Raw genomic sequence first — 23,407 nt, forward strand, 5'->3', positions numbered from 1 at the left:
CCCTCTCCCCATCTCCCACTCTCCCCTCTCCCCTCTCCCTCTCCCCAGTCGCCGGAACCGAGCAATTTATGGAGGCTGCAGCTTATGATAAATGAAGGGACAAATTTGCTCCACCCATGTCTGGGAGAAACTTAAGGTGAATCACAAGCTGGCAAAAATTATCGGATTATTCTTCGCAGCCGCCACCGTCTTCGGATTCATGGGTTACGCGCTTCAAAATGCCAATTCGGTCAGTAACAGTGCGATATCGTCGATCGGCTTTCCCAATCTTACCATCGCGGCCATTCGGGCGATCGACAACAAACGATCCCAAATCTATCTCAACGGAAAGTGGCAATTTGTCCCCGCAGTTGGCAACACCCAAACCCCCCCCACATCCCCAAGCTGGGGCTCCATCTGGGTGCCCGGAGACTGGCAAAAAGAAAACAAGCAATCCGTACCCGGAATCATCACTCGCGGCAGTGGCAAAGATTGGGAAAACTTCAACAGCGAACAACTATCAAAAGCTTGGTACCAACAAACAGCCAACATTCCCGACAACTGGAAAAACCGCCGAATTTTTATTGACTTAGCCAGAGTCAGCACCGATGCAGTAATCTTTGTCAACGGCATTAATTGCGGTCAAATCGAATGGCCTTACGGTACTGTTGAAATTACCAAAGCAGTCAAACCAGGTGACAACACCCTATCTATTTTAGTCGCGGCAGTCTCCGAAGAAAAAGACAAAGCCGTGATTATGAGTCCCACAGAAATTTATACAACAAAATCTAAGCTACAATCGCGGGGAATCATCGGCGAAGTGCGACTCCTCAGCGTTCCCCCAGGCCCGCTAGTCAGCGACGTATTCGTCCAAACATCCACCCGAAAAAAGCAAGTTAAATTAGATATAGAACTCAAAGATGTTTCCCAAAATGGGCAAGTTCAACTAATCGCGCAAATGCTCGATGAACAAGGCAAAGTAGAACAAAAATTTATAGGCACCGCCACCGTCAAAGCCAAACCAATTCAAACAGTAAAAGTGCAGTGGGACTGGCAAAATCCCCGCCTTTGGGATCTAGAAAAACCCAACCTTTACACCCTGCAATTAGAAGTAAAAGGCAGCGGCATCGACACCCAATACAACCAACCTTTCGGCTTCCGCGAATTTTGGATAGAAGGGCGCAAATTTTTCTTCAACGGCACAGAGTTTCGCCTCCGCCCAATCTTGCACTCAGATGGTTCTTGGGAAAGCGGCATAGTAGAAGTTGCTGACAAATTAATTGAAAGCTACATGAAAGCAGGTTTTAACATAGCAGAAACCTGGCCTTGGAATCACGACGAACGGGGTCGGTGGCACTTTCGAGAACTGTTATCAGAAAGAGCAGACCTCAAAGGTTTTCCAATTATGGTGCCGGCCTTAGATATTAGTCCGATCGCTTGGAACGGCAAGTGGAAAAACCCCTTGTCTAGAGACCGCTGGAAAGCGCGAATGGTGACAGAAATGCGCCGTTACCGCAATCATCCATCAGTATTAATGTGGGCAACAAGTCCTAATTATTTTGGCAACAGTGAAGACCAAAATCCCCGCCAAATCGGAAAAAGCAAAATAGAAGGAACTCTCAGGAAATGGGACAGAGATCCCATGCCCATCAAGACTCTCTTCGGCAATGATGCTTTAGCTGCTATTAAATCAGCCGACCCTACCAGACCCGTGATGGTACACCAAGGAGCAAACTTTGGCGATGTTTATGCACTGAATTCTTATTTAAATATGATTCCGCTGCAAGAGAGAGAAGAGTGGATTTCCGAATGGAGCAAAACCGGAGAAATGCCCTACATGGTAGTGGAATTTGGGACACCGTTGCACGTCACCATGATGCGAAATCGCCAAGGCTTTAGTCAGGCAATTCTCAGCGAACCTTGGATGACTGAGTTTGCGGCAATTTATTTGGGCAACCAGGCTTATGAGTTGGAAAGTACGGCTTATAAAGCTAAAATTCCCGAGCAATTTGTCAAAGGTCAAAAGTATAAAAGCTGGCACTTTAACAAGGATTTAGATTTTGCACCAGCTTTTCAAAAGTTGCAGGAGTTATTCAGCACAAATACTTGGCGGAGTTGGCGGACTTTTGGAATGTCTGGAGGGATGATTCCTTGGAATGACGGACACGGTTGGGAACTTTCTGATGCTGGCAGAAATAAGGTGGATATGGGGGCATTTCAAGCGGGGCAGCGAGGAGTTTATTTGAAGCAAGTCTCGAATAATTATTTGAATTACTTGCAGCCAGAAGCTTACACTATTCATCCGGGCGGCGAGGCAATTATGAATAATAATAGCTCGACTTTGGCTTGGATTGCTGGAGCTAATCCGGTATTTACTGCCAAAGACCACAACTTTTTTGTAGGCGGAAAACTTGCCAAGCAAGTAGTGTTAATTAACGATACCAGGACACCGCAAGAATTTGCATTTGATTGGCGGGTTTTGGTGGGAGGGAACGAAGTAAAAGAAGGCGAAAAGAAAGGAGTTATTCAGCCAGCAGCCACGCTATTCTTCCCAATTGATGTAAAATTGCCAAATACCGTTTACAGCAAGACTGACGGCGAAATTCGCTTGACTGCGCGAGTGGGCGATCGCCCGCATTCCGATACATTCCCTTTCCGGGTGTTTACCAATGGAAGCAAAATCAAAGATGAGGTTGCAATTTTCGATCCAGTCGGCAAAACATCGGCAATGTTAAAACAGCTAGGTCATCAGCTTGTGCCCTGGAACGGTAATGCAGAGGCAACCACGGGGGGATTGCCCCTACTAATTATCGGTAGGGAAGCGTTTTCTAGCGGGGAAAAATTGCCTGGAAGTTTAGAAAATTTTGTACGCAATGGCGGCAAAGCAATTGTATTTCCCCAAGGGCCAGAATGGCTGGAAAACATGGGTTTTCGGGTTGCCCCCCACGTCAGCCGCCGCGCTTATCCAGTTGATAGCAACCATCCTGCTGTTATCGGTTTAGACAGTGAAGATTTGCGCGATTGGACTGGGGAAAGCACGCTGCTTGAAGCCTATCCAGATATGATGGAAACAAGCGTAAAAATTAGTCCGGCACGTATGCCTTGGTACGGCTGGCATTGGGGAAATCGCGGCGGTGTCAGCAGCGCTGCTGTTGAGAAGCCGCACCGCAGCGGTTGGCGGCCTATTTTGGAATCTGAGTTTGATTTAGCTTATTCGCCGCTGATGGAATTGGATTACGGTAAAGGGCGGTTGATTTTAAACGAGTTGGATTTGGAAGATCATTATTCTGTAGATGGTGGGGCGGCGCAGTTAGTGCAACAAATTATGAGTTACGGGATGACTTCTCCGGTGCTTGGAAAGCCGGATAAAGTTGTTTTAATTGGGGGAGACAAGGATGCCCAAAACTTGGACAGTTTGGGGGTATTTTATCAGCGGGCTAATGCGCTTTCTGAGGATGTGGGTTTGGCAATTGTGGGGGCCGAAGCGAATATGAAAGATGCCGACTTGCGCGGTTATTTGAATGCTGGCGGGAAGGCGTTTTTCTTGCCGCGTCAAGTGCCTGTGGCGGCGTTGGGCGTGGGTTTGCAGCAGGCGAAGGATTTCGGTGGTTCGCTGGCGGTTCCGGGTTGGGATGAGGTGAAGGGGCTTAGCAGTTCAGATTTGCGATCGCGCTCTTTTTATGATACTTGGTTGATTAAGTCTGGGGGAGAAATCGGTGGTGACGGTTTGTTAAGTCGGGTACAAGTTGGTAAGGGTGTGGCGATTTTCTCTCAAATTGACCCGGACAGTTTGAATGCGGATGATAAGACTTATTTGCGTTTTACTCGCTGGCGGCAAACTCGGGCAAATGCTCAGATTTTGGCTAATTTAGGGGCGACTTTTAAGGCGGATGGATCTGTGTTTAACGGTTCTAGTCGGGAGTTTTATCACTGGGATTATAAGGCGGATTTTGAGAATGGGGACGATCCTTATCGGTATTATAGATGGTAGGATTTTTTAACCGCAGAGGGCGCAGAGGAGACAGAGAAAGAGAAGAGAGAATTGATCGCAGTAGGGAAACGGCACTGCCGTGTCCTCTATCTCTGCTAGTACCTACTTACCTGAAAAATGCTGTATCACAGATCAAAGTGTCGCCGGAAGCGCGGGTCTAGTTTGTCGGTTTTCCTTTGGTTGCAGGGGCGGCAGAGGGTTTGCAGGTTGCTGATGTCGTTGCTGCCGCCGCGCCCTAGGGGGATGATATGATCGATCGTCAGTTCTGCTTCTAGTTTGGTTTGGCCGCAGCTTTGGCACTGATATTTGTTGCGAGTAAATACGTATTTTCTGACTTCGGGTGGAATGGGGATTCTTGGGGTTTTAGTCATGAATTGTGCGGTTGATTTTCCGAGTTTAGTAGTTGGCGGCGCAAATCATCGAGGGGTGATTCTGGTTTGCTAGTTTCTGATTCGTTGTTTTCTGGTGTTTCTTCGACTTCAGGTTCGTCTGGGCAAAATTCTATAGTAACATTGAGTTTGAGCTTAATCTTTCCTTTCTGCCAGCCCTGAGAACCCACGCTGAGAATTTCACAATCTATACCTTCACCAAACCATTTTTCATATAAATGACGTGTTGGGTCAGTAGTTAAACCTACATCAATATCTAGATTCTGTTGGCTTAACGAACTATTTAGTTTCTTTCCCAACCCATATTCAGGCAAAACTTTATTTACTGTTTCCTTGAGTTTTTCCACTTTAAGCATTGCGTTACCGAAAGATAAAGCATCCTCATTACCGCAGTTGTGAAAATCAAATTTATCTTCCATATTCTTGCCACCCTCGTGTAAGTCCTATTTAATCTACTATTTCTAATTCCAAAGCTACCATTAAACAGCGATTAACGTGGTTTATAGCCTCAGTTGAAAGAGAACCCAGTTTGCGAGTAATCATTGATTTATTTAGGGTAAAAATGGACTCGCATCTAACTACAGACTCCACTCTAATACCAGCTAATGCAATTTCATCTCCTGTTATCAAATATTGAGCCACCCTCAAAGGGCGAGTTGTCTTAGAAGTACAAGGTACAACCATCACATCGTCAAGAATTTGGTTGAGATTATCTGCCGAAATTATCACAGCCGGACGCAGTTTAAACTGTGTTAGCTGACTAGAAGGCATTGGCACTTGAGCCAACACTACATCACCGCGCCGTAAGTTCATCGGCAAATATTTCGTCAAAAATGTCATTTTCCGCACTCAGCCAATCTTGATAAGCTTGAGATTCAAGCATCGGTTGAACAGATTCTTTCCCTCTTGTCAAAAACAGCGCGAGGTTGAGAAGTATTGCCAACTTATCATCTGGAAGTTGCTCGATTATTGTTAGAAGTTTTTGGCGAAGGTTCATAGAATTAAAGTCGCTCTTTGGTGGCTATTATAGCACAATTACTCAAGATCCACTGCAACGCTATTGTTTTCTACAATTACAGGCAACAAATGCTCGTGCAACTTCATCGCCCGCAAACAATCATTAATCCCAGAAACCGCCCGATCGTACTCTTGAATCTTCTCTTCATTCTCATCTTGCAGCCGCAGATTCTTGGCAATTTTCTCCTCAGCTTCCTGTGCTAAAGTTTGTTCCAAATAATCGCGGGCTTGACTGTATTTCTGCAAAATATCATCAGCTTGCTTCTCCGCCATCGGTAACAAATGCTCTTTCAGCGTTTGATTCACAGTTTGGCGGAAAGTTTGTCGAATAGTTCTAGATACTTTCGGCTCAAAATCTAGCCTCAACAATTGCCGAATTGCTGGTTGCGCGTCTACCATGTTTTCGCAGTCAAAACCTTGGGATGTTTGCTGCAATGTTTCCCGGAATTGGTAAATCGAAAACGTTCCTTCGTCGTAAAAACGGGGACTTTCTCGCACGTAGCGATCGCACTCCACGCCCGCTGCATTCACCAAAGCATGAGAAACCCGCTGCGACAACTCCTCTAACTGCTGTTCAATTCCCCCGTCATTCCCCAACAACCGATAAAGCAATCGATAGTATTCCGACTTGCGAACACTGTCTTTCAGATACTGGAAATAATTATCAATCAGTGACTTAGTAGCCTCTACTAAAATATCTTCCAACTGATTCGCTAAATAATAAAGCGCTTCCACTAAAACAGCAATTAAAGGTGCTGTAGCATTGCGGGGATGAGTCATCAAAGTGCGTCCGTAAGCCGCCTCAACCGAAAATCCGTCTAACAATTCATCCAAGCGGCGGATCATCCGAGATTGCAGTTGTCGAAAATCAATGTCAAAAATATCGCATTTGTTCATAATCATTTCATTGATTTCTTTGGCGATATGTTCCCGAAAGTCTTGTCCGACTTGCTGCAATTCTTGATTTAACCGCAAAAGTTCTTGGGCTTTCATCGCTTCAATTTCGCGGGGCTGGCTGTCCAAACTCCGCTGGATTGTTTGGTATTGTTTCCGCAGTTGAATGCACAAATCTTCTAAATCGTCAGCGAGATTTCTGAACAGTTGCGGGCGCTTTTCTTTGGTGAGATAATCAGTGATGGCTGTGCGAAAATCTTCGATGCCGCTATCTTGAATTAATTGCTGAATTAACGGTTGACCTTGTTCCGCAAGAATCCGCACGTAGTTTTGACTGGGCGTTTCGTAGCTGTTAACTGAAATCCGAAATTTGCTAGCAGACAGTTTGCCGGAATTGGCGCAGTAGCGGTTAAATTCGCTGACAAATTGCGGTGTTTCTTCACTGTTTTCGCTGTAATTAACCGCATTCGTGTCTGCATCAACCCGATCGCGACTTTCGGCAAATATTGTATCCAAACCAAAGCGATCGCGCCCGGTTGTCCCTCTAATCAAACTCCCGTAAAATCCCAACAAGCCGCTGGTTTTATAGACTCTGGTAGTGTCGCGAAAGTCGGAATTAATCAGATTTTCTAAGCGCTGGATCAGTTGCGTGTTGTACCAAGTTTCGTCAATGCGGTTGAAAATGTAAAACAGCCGATCGCGAATTCCCGGATTCGATCGCGTTTTCTCCATCAACTCCGTCTCTTCCGTGGTCATTTCCCCAGACGACGCAGCCTTCAACACGCAAACAACCGCCGAAGTATCAGGGCTTTCAATCTTATCGTAGGTCAATTCCGCATCCTGTTTGACAGGCGCATCAATTCCCGGCGTATCAATAATAATATTCCCATCTTTCAGCAGTGGATGGTAACAATAATATTCAACTCGCTTCAGCACAGCACTGTTGCTACCGCGCCGCGCATAACTAGCAGCTTCCTTGAGATTGGAAAAATTAAACTGTTCCATCGAATAAGTAGCGTTATCGACAGCTTGGATGCGCTCGCGATTCGCTTCAAAACCTTCTAACAGCAGAGTCAAAGCCTTCGCTTTTTTTGCTAGTTCCGATTTATTTTCTCCGCCTTCCTTTTGGATAATTATCCTGCATCCCTGGGATAATATATTTACTACATCTGTTATATTAATATCTATCTCAGTAGTTAAATTTAACTGTTCGCAAAGAGCATAGGCTTGCTGGCGAATCTCAACTTCGCTCGAAAAAGTGAGAACAACGCGCTCTTTCTCGGCAGATTCAGCATAGGCGATGTAACACTCAGTACCCGTTGCGTGTCCTTCAGCGCTGTAGAGCAATTCTCGCTCCAACAAAGCATTAATCAACATCGATTTTCCTGCACTAAAAGCGCCCGCAAACACAATTTCAAATTCAGGAGAAATTGCCTTTTTTAGAGACGCTTGTACCGCCGTAATATCTTGTTGTCGCAAAGACGGTTCTTGACGCAGCAGTTGCAGTAAAGTTTCAACTTGCTCTTGCAGATTGTTGCATTGGGGCGGCATTTGAGTCATGGCGGCAGACTTCTCCTGATTGTCGAAAAATTACTTTAGTTAATCCTAGACGCACGGGTTCAGAAGCCGGATTTTTTTGTCAAATATTCAGTTTGAGCCGACAGATTGAGTAAAAATTCCGGTTTCTTGGTCGGAGTGGATCTAGGATTGCTTATTGTTAATTTTCGGCTAATTCAGAAATAATTGCAACAGTAATTTTACTTAGGTTATCGAGGATTGCTCAATAGAATTAGTAGTAATACCAATTTGATAAAGTAGCGCTAGATATTACCCCCCCCGCGAGTTCGGGGGGGCTAAGACTTCATCCATAGCACATTTTTAGAAAAATGGTATAAGGAACGAAAATTAAATAAATTAAACATCTCGCACACTCCTCTGTTTGCCTAAGCAGCGAGGTCAACAGAGGCTCTTCCTCGCCCCAGAAGCATTACCAGGCTCTTCCTGGTAACGAGCCATTGTCATTTTTAAGGTACGCATTGCGCGCACTACAGAGTTAAACCGACAAATCTTGACGCGGTTTAAAAGTTTCAATCTGCCGCAATTTTTCGTATAATTCCCGTTCTTCTTCACTAATTTCCTTGGGAATTAACACCTGAATTTCTACTAGCTGATCGCCCCGATCGCCATTTCCAGTCGGATAGCCTTTATTTGCCATCCGCAACCGCTTTCCAGAGGTGACTCCCGGCGGTAGTTTCATCTTCACCGGGCCATCCAGCGTCGGCACTTCCACATCTCCACCAAGCACCGCTTCGCAGGGTGTCAGCAGCAATTGGCAGCAAATATCCGACATTTCTAAGCTAAAAAATGGATGGGGAGAAACTGTGATTTTCAAGTACAAATCGCCGCCGCCAATACCTTGATTTCGCAGGCGAATTTGCTGGCCCGATACCATCGCTGCAGGCATATTTACCTCGATCCACCGCCCGTCATCCAAACGAATGCGCTCGGTACCGCCGGAATAAGCTCTTTCCAAAGGCAGAGTCAGCCTGGCCTCGATGTCTCTTCTGATTTCGCGATCGTCTATTTCTCTAGTTTCGCGTCGCATTTCGCGATCGTCAAAATCCCTTCTATCTTCCCGATAATTAGCAACATAACTTGTTTTCTTAGAAGCCGTACTCCAAGGTTCCGAGGCGGGAACTCGCGGTGCATCATTCGCCGTCGCCATCCTCACTTCCCGTCGCCTTCCTAGCACTTGATCGAGAAATTTATTAAAATCCGAGTAATCGCTAAAATCGATATCTTCGGCTGGTTTTGGGCGGCTAGCTTTGTTATTTCCCCAAGTTTTGAAGTTGGGAAGTTTTACGCCTTGTTTCCCTTGAAATCCTTTTTGTTTCCAGAATTTACTAAACTGGTCGTATTGAGCTCGTTTTTCGATGTCGGAAAGAATATCGTAAGCTTCATTAATATCCTTAAAGTTATCTTCAGCAAATTTGTCACCCGGATTCACGTCTGGGTGTAACTGTCTCGCCAGTCGGCGATAGGCTTTTTTGATCTCATCAGCCGTAGCGTCTCTGGGAACTCCGAGTATTTGATAGTAATTACGAAAGTTTTGCATAGTTAGTCATCAGTCATTAGTTATTAGTCATTAGTTATTAATTATTAGTCATTAGTCATTAGTCATCCTGCTTCCCCGCTTCAAACTAGGGACTAATGACTGGGGACTAATGACTAACCACTAATTACAGCCAATCGTCATCATCATCCCAGTCGTCGCTTTGATTTTGATAGGGGCGAGTGGGGCGATTGGTGCTGGTTCTACGATCGCCCTGACGATCGTATGAACGATCGCGATCGGGTGTGCGATCGTAGGAGCGATCGTAGGAGCGATCGGGAATTGGATCGACAGTCGATCGCCTGTACGGCTTAGCATTGGTATAATAGCTGCTGTCATCGCTGCGGCGCTTAGTACCGTCGCCCGTAAAAGTGCGCTTCACAGACTCAAAGAAATCATCATCATCGTCATCATCAGCAAAAGCTGAAACTTCGCGGTTCAAATCGTAAAGAGCATCTTGCAAATCCGAACCAACTTGGTCAACTCCCCGCTCGTCGTTGCGTTCCAAACTGTCTCGCAACTCCCGAATTAAGGTTTCAATTCGCTGGCGGCTTCTTTGAGCAAACTGCATTCCGCGATCGAGCGCCACCTCTCGCAACTGCCGCTCAGCTTGATAAGCCAAAGCTTCAGCACGATTGCGTTTTTCGACTTTTTCCCGCTGCAATTTATCAGCTTGAGCAAACTGTTCCGCATCGCGAATCATTTGATTCACTTCCTGCTGACTCAGCGTCGAAGCACCTTGGACAGTAATGCTTTGTTCCCTGCCGGTAGTTTTGTCCAAAGCAGTCACCAACAGCATCCCGTTAGCATCAATATCAAAAGCTACTTGTACCTGCGGAATCCCTCGCGGTGCCGGCGGAATTCCACTGAGTTTGAACCGTCCCAAAGACTTATTATCTCTACCTAATTCCCGTTCCCCTTGGATGATGTGAACTTCTACCACAGTTTGGTTATTTTCGGCAGTGGAAAAAACGTCCGATCGCCTAACAGGAATAGTAGTATTCCGAGGAATCAGTTTTTTCATCACCCCGCCGATAGTTTCCAAGCCCAGGGAAAGCGGAGTCACATCCAACAGCAGCACATCGCGGACATCCCCCGCCAAAATTCCCGCCTGAATTGCCGCACCCACCGCCACAACCTCATCGGGATTCACATTTTGATTCGGTTCGCGATCGATCAAACTGCGAACAATTTCCTGCACCAAAGGAATCCGAGTCGAACCGCCGACCAACACAATTTCATCAATCCGAGAAGGATTCAAATTTGCATCAGCCAAAGCTTGTTTCACCGGACGGCGCAGCCGCTGCACCAAATCGCTGCACAGCCCTTCAAATTGACCGCGAGTCAGTCGCGTTTCCAAATGCAAAGGCCCATCTTCATTCGCATCGATAAACGGCAAATTAATCTCGGTAATCCCGACTCCCGAAAGCTCAATCTTAGCTTTTTCTGCCGCTTCGATCAACCGCTGCAAAGCTTGGCGGTTTTTTCGCAAATCCACGCCTTCTTTTTCTAAAAATTGTTGTGCCAACCAATCAACAATTTTGGAGTCAAAATCATTGCCGCCCAATTGAGTATCGCCGCTAGTTGCTTTGACTTCAAATACTCCGTCTCCCACGTCTAAGATAGATACATCAAAAGTACCGCCGCCCAAATCAAAAACTAAGATTGTTTGACTTTCTCTTCTTTCCAAACCGTAGGCCAAAGAAGCCGCCGTCGGTTCATTTAAAATCCGCTTGACATCAAGTCCGGCAATTCTGCCAGCATCCCGCGTCGCCTGTCGCTGGGAGTCGTTGAAATAAGCGGGAACAGTGATTACAGCCCCCGTGACTTCTTGTCCGAGATAGCGGCTGGCTTCGTCGGCTAACTTCCGCAACACCATCGCCGCAATTTCCTCTGGGGCAAAATCTTTTTTCAGGCGAGGGCATTTGATTTTGATGTTTCCGTTGTCGTCGCGGCGAGTTGTGTAAGGGACGCGCTTTGCTTCTGGAGTCAGTTCGGTATATTTGCGTCCGATGTACCGTTTGACAGCGTAAAAGGTGTTTTGCGGGTTGAGAACAGTTTGGCGTCTGGCCATCTGTCCGACAAGGCGTTCTCCTTCTTTTGTGAAAGCAACCACCGAAGGAGTTGTCCGCATCCCTTCTGCGTTGGCAATCACAACCGGTTTGCCGCCTTCCATGACGGCTACTACTGAGTTTGTCGTTCCGAGGTCAATGCCAACTACTTTTCCCATACGTCCGTTGTCTCCTGTGGCGTTGTGTGTAGCTTTTTAAATATAAGCGTTAAGTACGATCGCATTTATTGTACCTTGTCGAGCCACGGGGCTGCGGGCGGTTCTCTCACTCGTGGCTGAGGCTGCGATGAGACGGGGGCGCGGCGGGTTGCAGGTGGGTGTAGGTTGGGTTGGCGCTCTCCGGCAGCTTTGTCGAATCAGCATTATGTGTTGGGTTGGGTTTCAAGGGCCCAACCCAGGCTCTTTAAACTAGAATAAAAAGTAAATTTAACGGGTTAATTATTAATTATGCAAAGTATTAAAGTGCGATCGCGCGTTGGTTCCGACGGAATGCTGCATTTGCAAATCCCCGTTGGTATCAAAGATACAGAGTTGGAAGTTATTGTAGTTTTCCAGCCCATAACACCAGCAACTGAGGCTAAAACCCCGGAAGATTTAGGCTGGCCCCCCGTTTTTTTTGAGAGAACTTTCGGTTGCTTTCAGGATGAACCTTGAGTGCGGGGAGAACAAGGGGAATTTGAGGAACGGGAGGAATTGCTATGATTTATATTTCGGTAGGGTGCTTGTGGCGCACCTTACAACAACTATGAAACTATGAAATGAAACTATGAAATCGATCGCCTACAATCAAAATCAAAAGCTCGCTTTCAACAATGACTGCAATCAAAATAACACCATGAAATTCTCCCTAGATGTAGAAAACAATCCCACAGGCTGGCCAGACCATACTCAACTACCGGAATCTGACGGTACTTTTGTGAAAAACTTTCAAGAACATCCCCAAAGCATCTTACTAACCGATTCAATTACTCCCGTTTTAGAAAGAATTCACGCTGACGGGAACTATTGCATCGGTCAAGACAGCGGCATTTATTGGCGATTGACTGACCCATTAGAAAAAGGTGCAGAAGCGCCAGACTGGTTTTATGTCCCCAATGTGCCGCCAACTATTGACGGTCAATTGCGCCGTTCTTACGTGATGTGGCAAGAATTTGTAGCGCCGTTAATTGTGTTAGAATTTGTATCTGGCAATGGTGCCGAAGAACGGGACAGAACGCCTTTATTGCGATCGGGAAAACAGGAAACTAAGCCGGGTAAATTCTGGATTTATGAAAATGTGATCCGTCCGGCATTTTACGGAATTTATGAAGTGACTAAGGCGAGTGTTGAAGTTTACCATTTAGTAGATAATAGCTATCATTTAGTCCAGGCAAACGATCGCGGCCATTATCCGATCGCACCGTTAGGGGTGGAATTGGGAATTTGGCAAGGAATGTATCAAAATGCTGAGTTACCTTGGCTTCGCTGGTGGGACAGTCAAGGTAATCTGTTGTTATCGGGTTCTGAAAGAGCCGATCGCGCCGAACAAGAATTAGAGCAATTACGCGCTCAACTGCGATCGGCTGGAATTGAACCGGAATTGTGAATTGTCTGCAAGGGCGATCGCCCCCATCAGAGCGCGGCGATCGCACCTAAAAACTTTACAATGGCGATCGGGAACAGCGATCGCTCCTATTGAAGTTAAAATTTAACAAAAGCTCAAAACAAATATATGGGACTCTTTGACAAAATTCGCGGCGAATTTATCGATATCATCCAATGGTTAGACAACACCAACGATACCATTGCCTATCGATTCGAGCGCCACCAAAACGAAATTAAACAAGGTGCTAAACTAACTGTACGACCAGGACAAATAGCAGTCTTTGTCAGCGAAGGCCAAGTTGCCGATGTCTTCGATCCTGGAATGCACGAACTGTACACCCGCAACTTACCCGTTCTGAGCACCTTAAAAGGTTGGCCCTACGGTTTCAACTCTCCCTTCAAAGCAGAAGTTTACTTTTTTAACACCAAGATATTTACCAACCTGAAATGGGGAACCGCTAACCCTGTAATTATCCGCGATCCAGAACTCGGCCCAGTGCGAATGCGGGCTTTTGGAACCTACAACATTAAAGTTTCCCATCCCGAACAACTTTTAAAACAATTAATCAGCACAGACGGACTATTTCAAGTAGATGAAATTAGCGAACAACTCCGCAATACAATAGTCAGCGCCTTTGCCAATTGGGTTGGCAATTCCCGCGTTCCCTTGCTGGACTTTGCAGCCAACTACACGCAAATGGGCGAACAAATACGCATTGCCCTACAGCCAAATATCCAGCAGTTCGGGTTAGAATTAACTCAGATATTAATTGAAAATATCTCGATGCCGCCGGAAGTGGAAGCAGCACTCGACAAACGAGCCTCGATCGGACTTCTGGGAAATATGCAGCAATATACCCAATATCAAGCTGCTAATGCTATAGAAGCATCAGCAAATAACCCCAGCGGCGGCAATCAAGCATTAGAATTAGGCATGGGAATGGCAATGGGTCAGCAAATGACAAATATGATGCAGCCGCCAGCATCGCAAACACCGCCGCCGCCCCCCCCACCAACACAAACTCAGTGGTATATTGCCCAAAACGGTCAACAATTAGGCCCTTTTGGATTGGAGCAACTTTTGCAAAATGGTTTGACACATCAGGTAATGGTTTGGCGGGCGGGTTTTGATGGCTGGAAATTAGCATCGCAAGTACCGGAATTAGCATCTTTGTTGGCGACAGTACCGCCGCCTCCCCCAACCGCAGCAGCCTAAAATTTTGCATTTTTAGTTAATTGGTAATTGGTAATTAGAATACTTTCCCGATTACCAATTACCAATTACATCACCAATAAACTATTATGAATACTTCTGAACCTGCTGTTAAACGTTTTCCCTGTCCTAGCTGCGGCGCTTATTTAGAGTTCAACCCCCAAGCAGGAAAACTCAAGTGCGGTTACTGCGGCTGGGAAGATGCAATTCCCCAAACTGCGGAAGAAGTAAAGGAAAATTCCTACGAACAATATCTAAAAATCGATCGCACGGCGCTGACAACTTTATCCACAACAGCCCTGGAAGTAAAATGTAATGATTGCGGAGCAAGTATTACTTTTGAACCGCCGAAAGTAGCGGGTAGATGCCCGTTTTGTGCTTCTCCAATTGTGACGCAACCTGTAAAAGCCAGCCCTAGGGTGCAACCAGAGGGAATTATACCCTTTGAAGTTACTGATAAACAAGCCAGAGAAAGCATTCAGAAGTGGCTCAGCAAGCGCTGGTTTGCTCCTTCTGCTTTGAAATCTCTGGCGCAACCGGAGAAAATTCAAGGGGTTTATTTGCCGTTTTGGACTTACGACTGTTATACGGTGAGTTACTATAAGGGCGATCGTGGAGAACACTACTACATAACTGAGAGTTATACAGAAACAAATGCTAACGGTGAAACTGAAACTAAAACTCGCCAAGTCCAACATACCAGGTGGTGGCCTGCTTCTGGCAGAGTCGATCGCACTTTTGACGATATTCTGATTCCGGCGACAACTTCAGTCGATCGCCCGCGTCTGGATGCACTAGAACCTTGGCATCTCAAGGAGTCATTGCGCCCTTACAATTCATCTTATTTAGCTGGGTTTGAAGCACAGCGATCGCAAGTTTCTCTCCCTCTAGGATTTGACTCTGCTAAAAATATCATGGCGGGTGCTATTCACTGGGATGTTTGTAGACATATCGGCGGCGACGAGCAGCGGGTTCACAGCATTTCTACAGATTACAATGCTATCACTTTTAAGCATATTTTGCTACCAGTGTGGATGTGTGCCTATCGCTATCAAAACAAGCAATATCAAGTAATAGTTAATGCTCGCACCGCCGAAGTTCAAGGCGAACGTCCCTACAGTGTTTGGAAGATTACTGCTGCTGTTGTTAGCGGTATCGTGTTTGCAGGTGCGATGTACCTATTGTTTAGTGGTAATTGGAGATATCTCCCTATTCCCGGCCTACCCGATCCCGAATCCCAACCAACTTCCTTTGTGGGCGATCGCGCAAGATTGTCGGAAAAACCTGGTTTTTGAGTTGTGGTGGCGCGGCCGAGAAACCGGGTTTTTTGCCAAGTTTTTCGATGAAAGCGCAAGATTCTCGGAAAAACCCGGTTTCTGATTCATCGTTGCGCGGCCGAGAAACCGGGTTTTTTGCCAAGTTTTTCGATGAAAGCGCAAGATTGTCGGAAAAACCCGGTTTCTGATTCATCGTTGCGCGGCATCGCTTGCTAAACTATATTATCAACATTCAACTCACCGAGACGCTTCAAAATACTCAGCACAGTGTACAAATCATTCCCCGGATTGAACATAGAAAACCAGCGAGAAAAAGCGTACTGCGGTGTTTCCCCCTTAACCAACTTGACAAATAAGAAGTTAGAGCCATTCATTAACAAACCGTAAGTAGGTCGATCGCCCGTCACACTACCTAACATATAAGCTAATAACTGCGGAATACCGACTTCCAAAGAAAACGCCGCTTTTTTCGACTCTACAACTACTACCCAAAACTCCTGAAACAAAGCCAAAACATCCATTTGTCCCCTGACAATTAGTCCTTGATCTTCGTCAATAATTTCTACAGATTTTTCAGAAGTAACATGAAAAGGAGCCAGATAAAAATCAGCTAAATCTAAAAGCGGAGACAGTACGACCATTTTGACTGTATTTTCTAGAAGTGGCGGATGTTTGAGCAAATTTCTGTAACTTGCTTTCACTCTGTCTAGTCGCTGTTTTTCAGCATCAGTTATTTCTGGCAAATCATCTTGCCACTCCCGAAAGAAGTGGTCATCCTCAATCCACTCAATTTTGAATTGGGCTTCCAAATCATTTATTGCAACATTTCTAGCTTGAATTGTTTGTGCCATCGTTGTTTGAAGTCTATACAGATTGTGTAGTAAGGTGGCAAAGGCCACCTTACAAATGGATTTTTGGGCTAATTACTGCCTCTATTAACTCTGGATTTCCAACGCATCAACTCTCTTTTCTAGTTCTAGTATCCTCTGAATCATGGGTACACCTTCGACAGAATCTAGGTGTTTAGCTAGGGCGCTAACTATGACATCAGTTTGAGATATGCCCGTTTGCTGAACATATCTTTTGAGCTTGCTAAAAAGACTAGGAGGAACTCTAACAGCTATTTGAGATTTTTTACTCGGAGGTAGACCCTTGAGTTTGGGTTCTACACTTAATGGTTCCACTGCTTCTACTGGGTAATCTACTTTGTAAAGTTCAGGGTCTTTTTCTCCAATTGTGAAAATCCGTCTGTTAAAATACTCGTGATTTCCTTCAGTAAAAGTAGGGGGAGCACCATCTTTTAATTCTGCATATCCCAACAGGATTTGACCTTCTTGCTGAAGCTCTGAAAGACGTTCTTTAGAGACCCCTTTTCTGCTACAAAAATCTACTTCGCTCTCTCGCACCCAAGAAGGCATTTTACTGATATCTACAAGCCAGACAATTTTAGCTTCGTGTACTAACGTCTCGTCTCTGACAAAACCGCCCATAATTTTTACCTCTATGTGGATGATAACCACATTATAGCACGCATGGCGAATATGGCAACGCCATAACTCAACTACGCCAAAAATAACTCAGAGCATCCCCGCACTCCTCACCTCCACCAGCCCCATTTCCAAAAAATGTAACGAGTTGTAAAGTATAATTAAATCGAAGCGAACAGAGGGCAGTAGTATTAAATGCGAGTTGCGATCGCCGGAGCCGGCCTAGCAGGGTTATCCTGTGCAAAATATCTCACCGATGCGGGTCACACCCCCATCCTCCTAGAAAGTCGGGACGTACTCGGCGGCAAAGTAGCCGCTTGGAAAGATGCAGACGGCGACTGGTACGAAACCGGCCTCCACATATTTTTCGGTGCATACCCAAATATGCTCCAACTATTCAAAGAACTAGACATCGAAGACCGGCTGCAATGGAAAGAGCACTCGATGATTTTCAATCAGCCGGAAACACCCGGAACCTATTCGCGCTTTGACTTTCCGAATATTCCGGCTCCCTTCAACGGCCTTGTGGCTATCCTCAGAAACAACGATATGCTCACCTGGGGCGAAAAAATAAGTTTCGGCCTCGGTTTGGTTCCGGCGATACTTCAGGGCCAGAAATACGTCGAAGAAATGGACAAATACTCCTTTTCCGAGTGGCTCAAAAAGCAAAACGTCCCCCCCAGAGTCGAAAAAGAAGTATTCATCGCCATGTCCAAGGCGCTGAATTTTATCGACCCCCACGAAATATCTGCAACCATTCTGCTGACAGCCCTCAACCGCTTCTTGCAAGAGACAAAAGGCTCGAAAATGGCTTTTTTAGACGGTTCCCCTACGGAGAGGTTGTGTCAGCCGATGGTAGACTACATAACTGAGCGCGGTGGCGAAGTCCGGCTGAATGCACCCATCGGGGAGTTTTTGCTCAATGATGACAACACGGTGCGCGGTTTCCAGATTCGGGGTGTCAAGGGGGCAGAGTCAGAAGTTCTGACGGCTGATATTTACGTTTCGGCGATGCCGGTTGACCCGCTGAAGTTGATGATGCCGAAACCTTGGGCCGAAATGGGTTATTTCAAAAAGCTCGAAGGTTTGGAGGGTGTACCGGTGATTAATGTACACTTGTGGTTCGATCGCAAGTTAACAGATATCGACCACTTGCTGTTCTCGCGATCGCCCTTGCTGAGCGTCTACGCCGACATGAGCAACACCTGCCGCGAATATGCCAACCCAGACAAATCCATGCTGGAACTGGTACTCGCACCGGCCAAAGACTGGATAGGCAAATCTGACGAAGATATCGTCGCAGCCACAATGGTCGAGTTAGAAAAACTCTTTCCCGACCAAATCCCAGAACCCGCCAAACTGCTCAAATATCACGTAGTCAAAACCCCACGTTCCGTCTACAAAGCCACTCCCGGCCGTCAAGAGTGCCGTCCCACCCAAACCACTCCCATTAGCAATTTCTATCTAACGGGGGATTATACAATGCAGCGTTATCTTGCGAGTATGGAAGGTGCTGTGCTTTCTGGTAAGCTGACAGCGCAGGCTATTTCAACGGCCAATAACAAATGAAAAATTAAGAATTTTTCATAAATACTGGGATTTGCGCGCGGGCGACGTGAAACCGGGTTTTTAGCCAAAATATTTGCTGAAAACCCTCAATCTCGGTTCAAAAACCAGGTTTCTCGGTTCGGATGCGTCATTCCTAAAGACGTAAAAGAATCTCCCGTTGTCTCAACGGGGGAATGTCAGTTCTAATCTTTAAATTTCTTATTCTCGGATGCTGCAACTGTCAAAACTCCAGTGCATGAGAACTCTGGCTTCTTTGGAAGAATCCTACGAATTGTGCCGCCAAGTCACAGCGAGTTATGCCAAAAATTTTTATTTAGGCACTCAACTCATGCCCGAAGCCAAGCGTCGGGCTATCTGGGCGATTTACGTTTGGTGCCGCCGCACCGACGAACTCGTAGACGGGCCAGGTTCTGAGGCCACAACCCCTGAAACTCTAAATCTGTGGGAAAAACGCCTAGAATCATTGTTTGCCGGCCATCCCCACGACGATTACGACGTGGCTTTGGTGGATACCTTGTCTCGTTTCCCGATCGACATTCAGCCGTTTAGAGAGATGATTGCGGGCCAGCAAATGGACTTGTACCGCAGCCGCTACGAAACTTTTGAAGAGCTCAATCTTTACTGTTATCGAGTAGCGGGTACTGTCGGGCTGATGTCGATGTCTGTAATGGGTGTAGACGAATCGAACCGGGCTGCCAACTGGAATTGGCACTGGGGAAATAAAATTCCCAAGGAAGAAGCAATCGCCCTCGGTATAGCCAAGCAGTTAACTAACATTCTGCGCGATGTCGGAGAAGACGCCCGTCGCGGCCGCATTTACCTGCCCTTAGAAGACTTAGCGCTGTTTAACTACACCGAAGAAGATTTATTCAACGGTGTGATTGACAACCGCTGGCGGGAGTTGATGAAGTTTCAAATCCAGCGAGCTCGCAAATTATACGCCAGCGCCGAGCCCGGAATCAAAGTTTTGAGTCCCGATATCCGCTGGACAGTGTGGGCTGCTACGATGTTGTACAGCAGAATCTTAAATGCGATCGAACGGAATCAGTACGATGTTTTCCAGAAGCGGGCTTATGTCAGCAATTCTCAGAAATTGCTGTGTCTCCCCGCCGCTTGGATAAAGTCAAAAGTGCTTTAGCCTCCGGCAATATTGCTTCTATATCAGTCCGCGCCGGCGGACTTTGTTATGGCGCATCAAAATTCTCTTCGGAGGGCTGATTTTTGCTTTCCAGCAATTCTTTTTCCTGCTGGAGTTTGGCTTCTAAATTTTGAATTTGTTCGCGGCGGGCTTCAAGTTCGATCGATCTCCGAGACAATTCTTGACTTTGCAAAGTGAGAGATTGGCGGCACTCTTCTGCTTTCTGGGCTTCTTGCTGCCAAAAATCGGGAGTAAAGCCTGTGGTTAAATACTTTTCAACTAATTCTAGCACCCAGTTTGTAGCTGTTTGAACCTGCAAAATGTGGCGATTTTCGCCAATATCTGCTAATACTAGCATTCCTTCATTTAACACATTTTGATTACAATTGGGCGGCACTATCAAGACAGTTTGTTCGGGAAGAATAGCCCAAGTCTCATCAGCATTTTGACAGGCCAGTAATTGCAGACTTATTTCACCTAAAATATCCTTCTTGTGTACTTGGGCTAAATATAGCATAGGGGTTATTGGTTATTGGTTATTTGTTATTTGTTATTTGTTATTGGTTATTTGTTATTGGTTATTTGTTATTGGTTATTTGTTATTGGTTATTGGTTGTTTGTTATTGGTTGTTTGTTATTTGTTATTGGTTGTTTGTATATCTCGCTTGTAGCCGAGACTCGATCCCCCTCGCATCCCCCTTTTTAAGGGGAATTAGGGGGGATCGAGAGGATGGGGACTCAGATAGAAGACTGATACTACCTTGACTGTAGAATTTAGATGCGCCTCAACTTAGCTGTCAACTGTCAACTGTCAACAATCAACCGTTAACTATTAAAACAACTTTAGCCGATCGCGCAAAATCTCCGCTTGTTTCTCCGCTTCAGCCAAAGCATCCCGCGCCCCCTGAACCACATCAGGAGTAGCCTTATCCACAAACTTCTGATTAGTCAAACGCGCCGCAGTATGCTTAATTTCAGCTTCCACCTTGCTCAACTTCTTCTCTAATTTACCGCGCAAAGCCACCAAATCCACCACCCCAGCCAGAGGAATCAATACTTGTACAGTACCGACAACCCCAGCAATTGTCTGTCCCAAATCTCCATCCAAACTAGCAGTAACAGTCAGATTTTCCACCTTAGCCAAATCTTTGATGTAAACGCTTCCATCCGAGAGAATTTGGCGTTCCTTCTCGCTTTCGCTTTGCAAAATCGCCGTCACCTTCACACTGGGTTTGATATCAGAATCTGCCCGCAAATTACGAATAGTGCGAATTGTACCGAACAACAACTCAAACTGCTGTTCCAAATCAGCATCAATTAGCGAGATATCCGCTTCAGGATAAGCTTGCAAAGCCAAACATTCACTATCACCTGTTTGAGTCAGAGTGTGCCAAATTTCCTCAGTAATGTGTGGCATAAAAGGATGCAGCAATTTCAGAATTCCTTCCAACACAAAAGCAAAAGTTTGCTGCGCGACTTTCTTAGAATTTGGTTCAGCATCCTGTTGCAAGCGAGACTTAACTAACTCAATATACCAGTCGCAGAAATCGCCCCAAATAAACTCGTAAAGATTCTTAGCCGCTTCTCCCAAGCCGTAAGTTTCCAAAGAATTGCGACTTTGTTGCACAACTTGATGATAGCGAGAAAGAATCCAGCGATCGCACAATTCCAAACTACCGCCTTCTACAGCCGGACTTCCCAACTGCTGCGGAGTCTGTCCTTCCAGATTCATCATCACAAACCGGGCCGCATTCCACAGCTTATTTGTGAAATTCCGGGAAGCCTCGACTGATTTCGATTCATCAGTTTTGCGATCGTACTCCATGCGAATATTTTGACCGGCCCCTACCACTTCCTTAACCAAAGTGTAGCGCAAAGCATCAGTCCCGTACTTACCAATTAACAGCAGCGGGTCAATACCGTTATTTTTACTCTTAGACATCTTATGACCTTTTTCATCCAACACCAAACCGTGAATGTAAACAGTATCAAAAGGCATCTTTTCAGTAAAATGTCCGGCCATCATCGTCATTCTAGCAACCCAGAAAAAGATGATATCAAAACCAGTCACCAGAGTAGTTGTGGGATAGTAAAAATCGAAATCCTGAGTTTTTTCCGGCCATCCCAAAGTAGAAAAAGGCCACAATCCAGACGAAAACCAAGTATCCAATACATCTGGATCTCTGACCAACTCAACATCTTGCCCAAATTTAGCCGCAGCTTTTTCCCTAGCTTCAGCTTCAGTTTTCGCCACCACAAAAGGAGTCGTGTCGGCAATTTCGCCGTGAGTTTCGCTAACAGCATACCAAGCCGGAATCTGGTGTCCCCACCACAATTGTCTGGAGATACACCAATCTTTTAGCTTCACCAACCAATCACGATAAACCTTTGTCCATCTGTCAGGAACAAAGACAGGTGAGTTACTTTGATCTAATGCTTCTAAAGCGCGTTGAGAAAGAGGATCGATCTTGACAAACCATTGAGTAGATAGCAACGGTTCGACTGGAACTTTGCCGCGTTCGCTATAGGGAACTGTGTGCTTGTAATCTTCTATTTTAACTAAAAACCCGTCAGTTTCTAACCGCTTCACCACATTTTTTCTGGCAACAAATCGGTCTTGTCCTTGGAACTCTCCGGCATTTTCATTTAAAGTGCCGTCCTTGTTCATGATGTTAATAAACGGCAAATTGTGGCGCTTGCCCATCTCGAAGTCATTCGGATCGTGGGCGGGAGTCACTTTGACACAGCCAGTTCCGAAAGTTGGGTCAACTAATTCATCGGCAAAAATTGGAATTTCGCGATCGAGAATGGGCAAAGTCACAGTTTTACCGATAAGATGTTTGTAGCGATCGTCCTGTGGATTCACAGCCACCCCAGTATCGCCCAACATCGTCTCCGGCCGAGTCGTCGCCACCTCCAAATAACCGGAACCGTCCGTCAAAGGATAGCGGAAATGCCACAAATGCCCCTCAACTTCCTGCTGGTCAACTTCCAAATCCGACACAGCAGACTGACTCGCCGGACACCAATTCACCAAGTAATTACCGCGATAAATCAGCCCCTCATCGTACAAGCGCACAAAAGCTTCTAAAACCGCAGCGGATAAGCCTTCATCCATCGTAAAGCGTTCCCGCGACCAATCGACAGACACGCCCAAACTGCGGAGTTGATTAGTAATAGTATTGCCAGACTCAGCTTTCCATTCCCAAGCCCGTTCTAAGAATTTTTCTCGTCCTAAATCGTGGCGAGTTTTGCCTTCTGCTTTGAGTTGTTTTTCGAGAATAGTTTGAACAGCGATGCTAGCATGATCCGTTCCCGGCAACCACAGGGTATTGCGTCCAGTCATGCGGTGATAGCGGACGAGGACATCAATCAGCGTCTCTTCAAAAGCGTGTCCCATGTGGAGGCTGCCGGTGACGTTGGGCGGCGGAATGACGACGCAGTAAGGTTCGCCGCCGGCTTCGGGGTCAGCTTTGAAGGTTTGATTGTCTTCCCAGTATTTTTGCCACTTGGTTTCGGTGGCTTTGGGGTCGTATTGGGGCGGTAGGTTTGCGGTCATGGTGGCTTGAGGGTTTTATCTTATTTATGATTGTGCCACAGAAGGGAGGAGAAGAGTTTTAAACCGCATCAGTGCCAGAGAAAGCAGAGGGAAGAGCGATATTCAAGGCGGGGCGGGTTTACGTTAA

General features: G+C 46.1%; 20 protein-coding genes. 8 read left to right on the forward strand and 12 right to left on the reverse strand.

Going from position 1 to position 23,407, the window contains the following annotated elements; genetic code table 11:
• Positions 1 to 91: 91 nt before the first annotated feature.
• On the forward strand, positions 92 to 3,970 hold the full coding sequence (locus IQ263_RS00005) for a glycoside hydrolase family 2 TIM barrel-domain containing protein (protein WP_228049680.1): 3,879 nt from the start codon (positions 92 to 94) through the stop codon (positions 3,968 to 3,970).
• Between the two features lie 125 nt (positions 3,971 to 4,095).
• On the opposite strand, the gene IQ263_RS00010 is transcribed toward IQ263_RS00005, so the two are convergent.
• The 8 genes from IQ263_RS00010 to IQ263_RS00045 form a co-directional block, all read right to left on the reverse strand.
• A complete protein-coding gene (locus IQ263_RS00010; protein WP_194011628.1) occupies positions 4,096 to 4,341 on the reverse strand; it encodes an HNH endonuclease in 246 nt (81 codons plus the stop codon).
• Positions 4,338 to 4,778 carry a KGK domain-containing protein gene (locus IQ263_RS00015; RefSeq protein ID WP_194065581.1) on the reverse strand — a complete coding sequence of 147 codons (441 nt, stop codon included), beginning with the start codon at positions 4,776 to 4,778 and terminating at the stop codon, positions 4,338 to 4,340. Before IQ263_RS00015 ends, IQ263_RS00010 begins: the two co-directional genes overlap by 4 nt.
• 28 nt (positions 4,779 to 4,806) lie before the next feature.
• Entirely contained in the window at positions 4,807 to 5,172 is a 366-nt protein-coding gene (locus IQ263_RS00020) for a type II toxin-antitoxin system PemK/MazF family toxin (protein ID WP_193972757.1), read from the reverse strand.
• Positions 5,153 to 5,356, reverse strand: a complete 204-nt coding sequence (locus IQ263_RS00025) for a hypothetical protein (RefSeq protein ID WP_194065582.1) — start codon at positions 5,354 to 5,356, stop codon at positions 5,153 to 5,155. The genes IQ263_RS00020 and IQ263_RS00025 overlap by 20 nt, the downstream gene beginning before the upstream one ends.
• 38 nt (positions 5,357 to 5,394) lie before the next feature.
• Positions 5,395 to 7,830 (reverse strand): dynamin-like GTPase family protein, encoded by a 2,436-nt coding sequence (locus IQ263_RS00030; RefSeq protein WP_194065583.1) that lies wholly within the window; start codon positions 7,828 to 7,830, stop codon positions 5,395 to 5,397.
• A gap of 493 nt (positions 7,831 to 8,323) precedes the next feature.
• Positions 8,324 to 9,385, reverse strand: coding sequence for a DnaJ C-terminal domain-containing protein (locus tag IQ263_RS00035; protein ID WP_194065584.1), 1,062 nt, complete (start codon positions 9,383 to 9,385; stop codon positions 8,324 to 8,326).
• 124 nt (positions 9,386 to 9,509) lie between these two features.
• The gene (dnaK, locus tag IQ263_RS00040) at positions 9,510 to 11,612 is read right to left on the reverse strand and encodes a molecular chaperone DnaK (protein WP_194065585.1); all 2,103 of its coding nucleotides are present in this window, start codon (positions 11,610 to 11,612) and stop codon (positions 9,510 to 9,512) included.
• Between the two features lie 36 nt (positions 11,613 to 11,648).
• A complete protein-coding gene (locus IQ263_RS00045; protein WP_194065586.1) occupies positions 11,649 to 11,816 on the reverse strand; it encodes a hypothetical protein in 168 nt (55 codons plus the stop codon).
• 84 nt (positions 11,817 to 11,900) lie between these two features.
• Here IQ263_RS00045 and IQ263_RS00050 point away from each other — a divergent pair, with 84 nt between their 5' ends.
• The 5 genes from IQ263_RS00050 (at position 11,901) to IQ263_RS00065 (ending at position 15,545) form a co-directional block, all read left to right on the forward strand.
• On the forward strand, positions 11,901 to 12,107 hold the full coding sequence (locus tag IQ263_RS00050; RefSeq protein ID WP_194065587.1) for a hypothetical protein: 207 nt from the start codon (positions 11,901 to 11,903) through the stop codon (positions 12,105 to 12,107).
• Between the two features lie 181 nt (positions 12,108 to 12,288).
• Complete coding sequence (locus IQ263_RS00055; protein WP_194065706.1) at positions 12,289 to 13,038, forward strand: Uma2 family endonuclease; 750 nt, start codon at positions 12,289 to 12,291, stop codon at positions 13,036 to 13,038.
• Positions 13,022 to 13,144, forward strand: a complete 123-nt coding sequence (locus IQ263_RS29100; RefSeq protein WP_255515772.1) for a hypothetical protein — start codon at positions 13,022 to 13,024, stop codon at positions 13,142 to 13,144. The genes IQ263_RS00055 and IQ263_RS29100 overlap by 17 nt, the downstream gene beginning before the upstream one ends.
• A 20-nt stretch (positions 13,145 to 13,164) precedes the next feature.
• On the forward strand, positions 13,165 to 14,253 hold the full coding sequence (locus IQ263_RS00060) for an SPFH domain-containing protein (RefSeq protein WP_194065588.1): 1,089 nt from the start codon (positions 13,165 to 13,167) through the stop codon (positions 14,251 to 14,253).
• Positions 14,254 to 14,339: 86 nt separating this feature from the next.
• Complete coding sequence (locus IQ263_RS00065; protein ID WP_194065589.1) at positions 14,340 to 15,545, forward strand: TFIIB-type zinc ribbon-containing protein; 1,206 nt, start codon at positions 14,340 to 14,342, stop codon at positions 15,543 to 15,545.
• Positions 15,546 to 15,739: 194 nt separating this feature from the next.
• On the opposite strand, the gene IQ263_RS00070 is transcribed toward IQ263_RS00065, so the two are convergent.
• Together IQ263_RS00070 and IQ263_RS28100 are read right to left on the reverse strand one after the other, a co-directional pair.
• Positions 15,740 to 16,378: a restriction endonuclease subunit R gene (locus IQ263_RS00070; protein ID WP_194065590.1), complete on the reverse strand. Its 639-nt coding sequence runs from the start codon at positions 16,376 to 16,378 to the stop codon at positions 15,740 to 15,742.
• Positions 16,379 to 16,462: 84 nt separating this feature from the next.
• Positions 16,463 to 17,017 (reverse strand): DUF6009 family protein, encoded by a 555-nt coding sequence (locus tag IQ263_RS28100; RefSeq protein WP_228049681.1) that lies wholly within the window; start codon positions 17,015 to 17,017, stop codon positions 16,463 to 16,465.
• Between the two features lie 192 nt (positions 17,018 to 17,209).
• Between IQ263_RS28100 and pds the strand changes: the two genes are divergently transcribed.
• Positions 17,210 to 18,583, forward strand: a complete 1,374-nt coding sequence (gene pds / locus IQ263_RS00080; protein ID WP_194065591.1) for a 15-cis-phytoene desaturase — start codon at positions 17,210 to 17,212, stop codon at positions 18,581 to 18,583.
• Positions 18,584 to 18,791: 208 nt separating this feature from the next.
• Positions 18,792 to 19,721 carry a 15-cis-phytoene synthase CrtB gene (gene crtB / locus IQ263_RS00085; RefSeq protein ID WP_194065592.1) on the forward strand — a complete coding sequence of 310 codons (930 nt, stop codon included), beginning with the start codon at positions 18,792 to 18,794 and terminating at the stop codon, positions 19,719 to 19,721.
• Between the two features lie 46 nt (positions 19,722 to 19,767).
• On the opposite strand, the gene IQ263_RS00090 is transcribed toward crtB, so the two are convergent.
• Positions 19,768 to 20,238, reverse strand: a complete 471-nt coding sequence (locus IQ263_RS00090; protein ID WP_194065593.1) for a hypothetical protein — start codon at positions 20,236 to 20,238, stop codon at positions 19,768 to 19,770.
• A gap of 315 nt (positions 20,239 to 20,553) precedes the next feature.
• The gene (locus tag IQ263_RS00095; RefSeq protein ID WP_194065594.1) at positions 20,554 to 23,280 is read right to left on the reverse strand and encodes a valine--tRNA ligase; all 2,727 of its coding nucleotides are present in this window, start codon (positions 23,278 to 23,280) and stop codon (positions 20,554 to 20,556) included.
• Positions 23,281 to 23,407: the final 127 nt, after the last annotated feature.

The sequence above is a fragment of the Tychonema sp. LEGE 06208 genome, from assembly GCF_015207505.1.
Taxonomy (GTDB): Bacteria; Cyanobacteriota; Cyanobacteriia; order Cyanobacteriales; family Microcoleaceae; genus Microcoleus.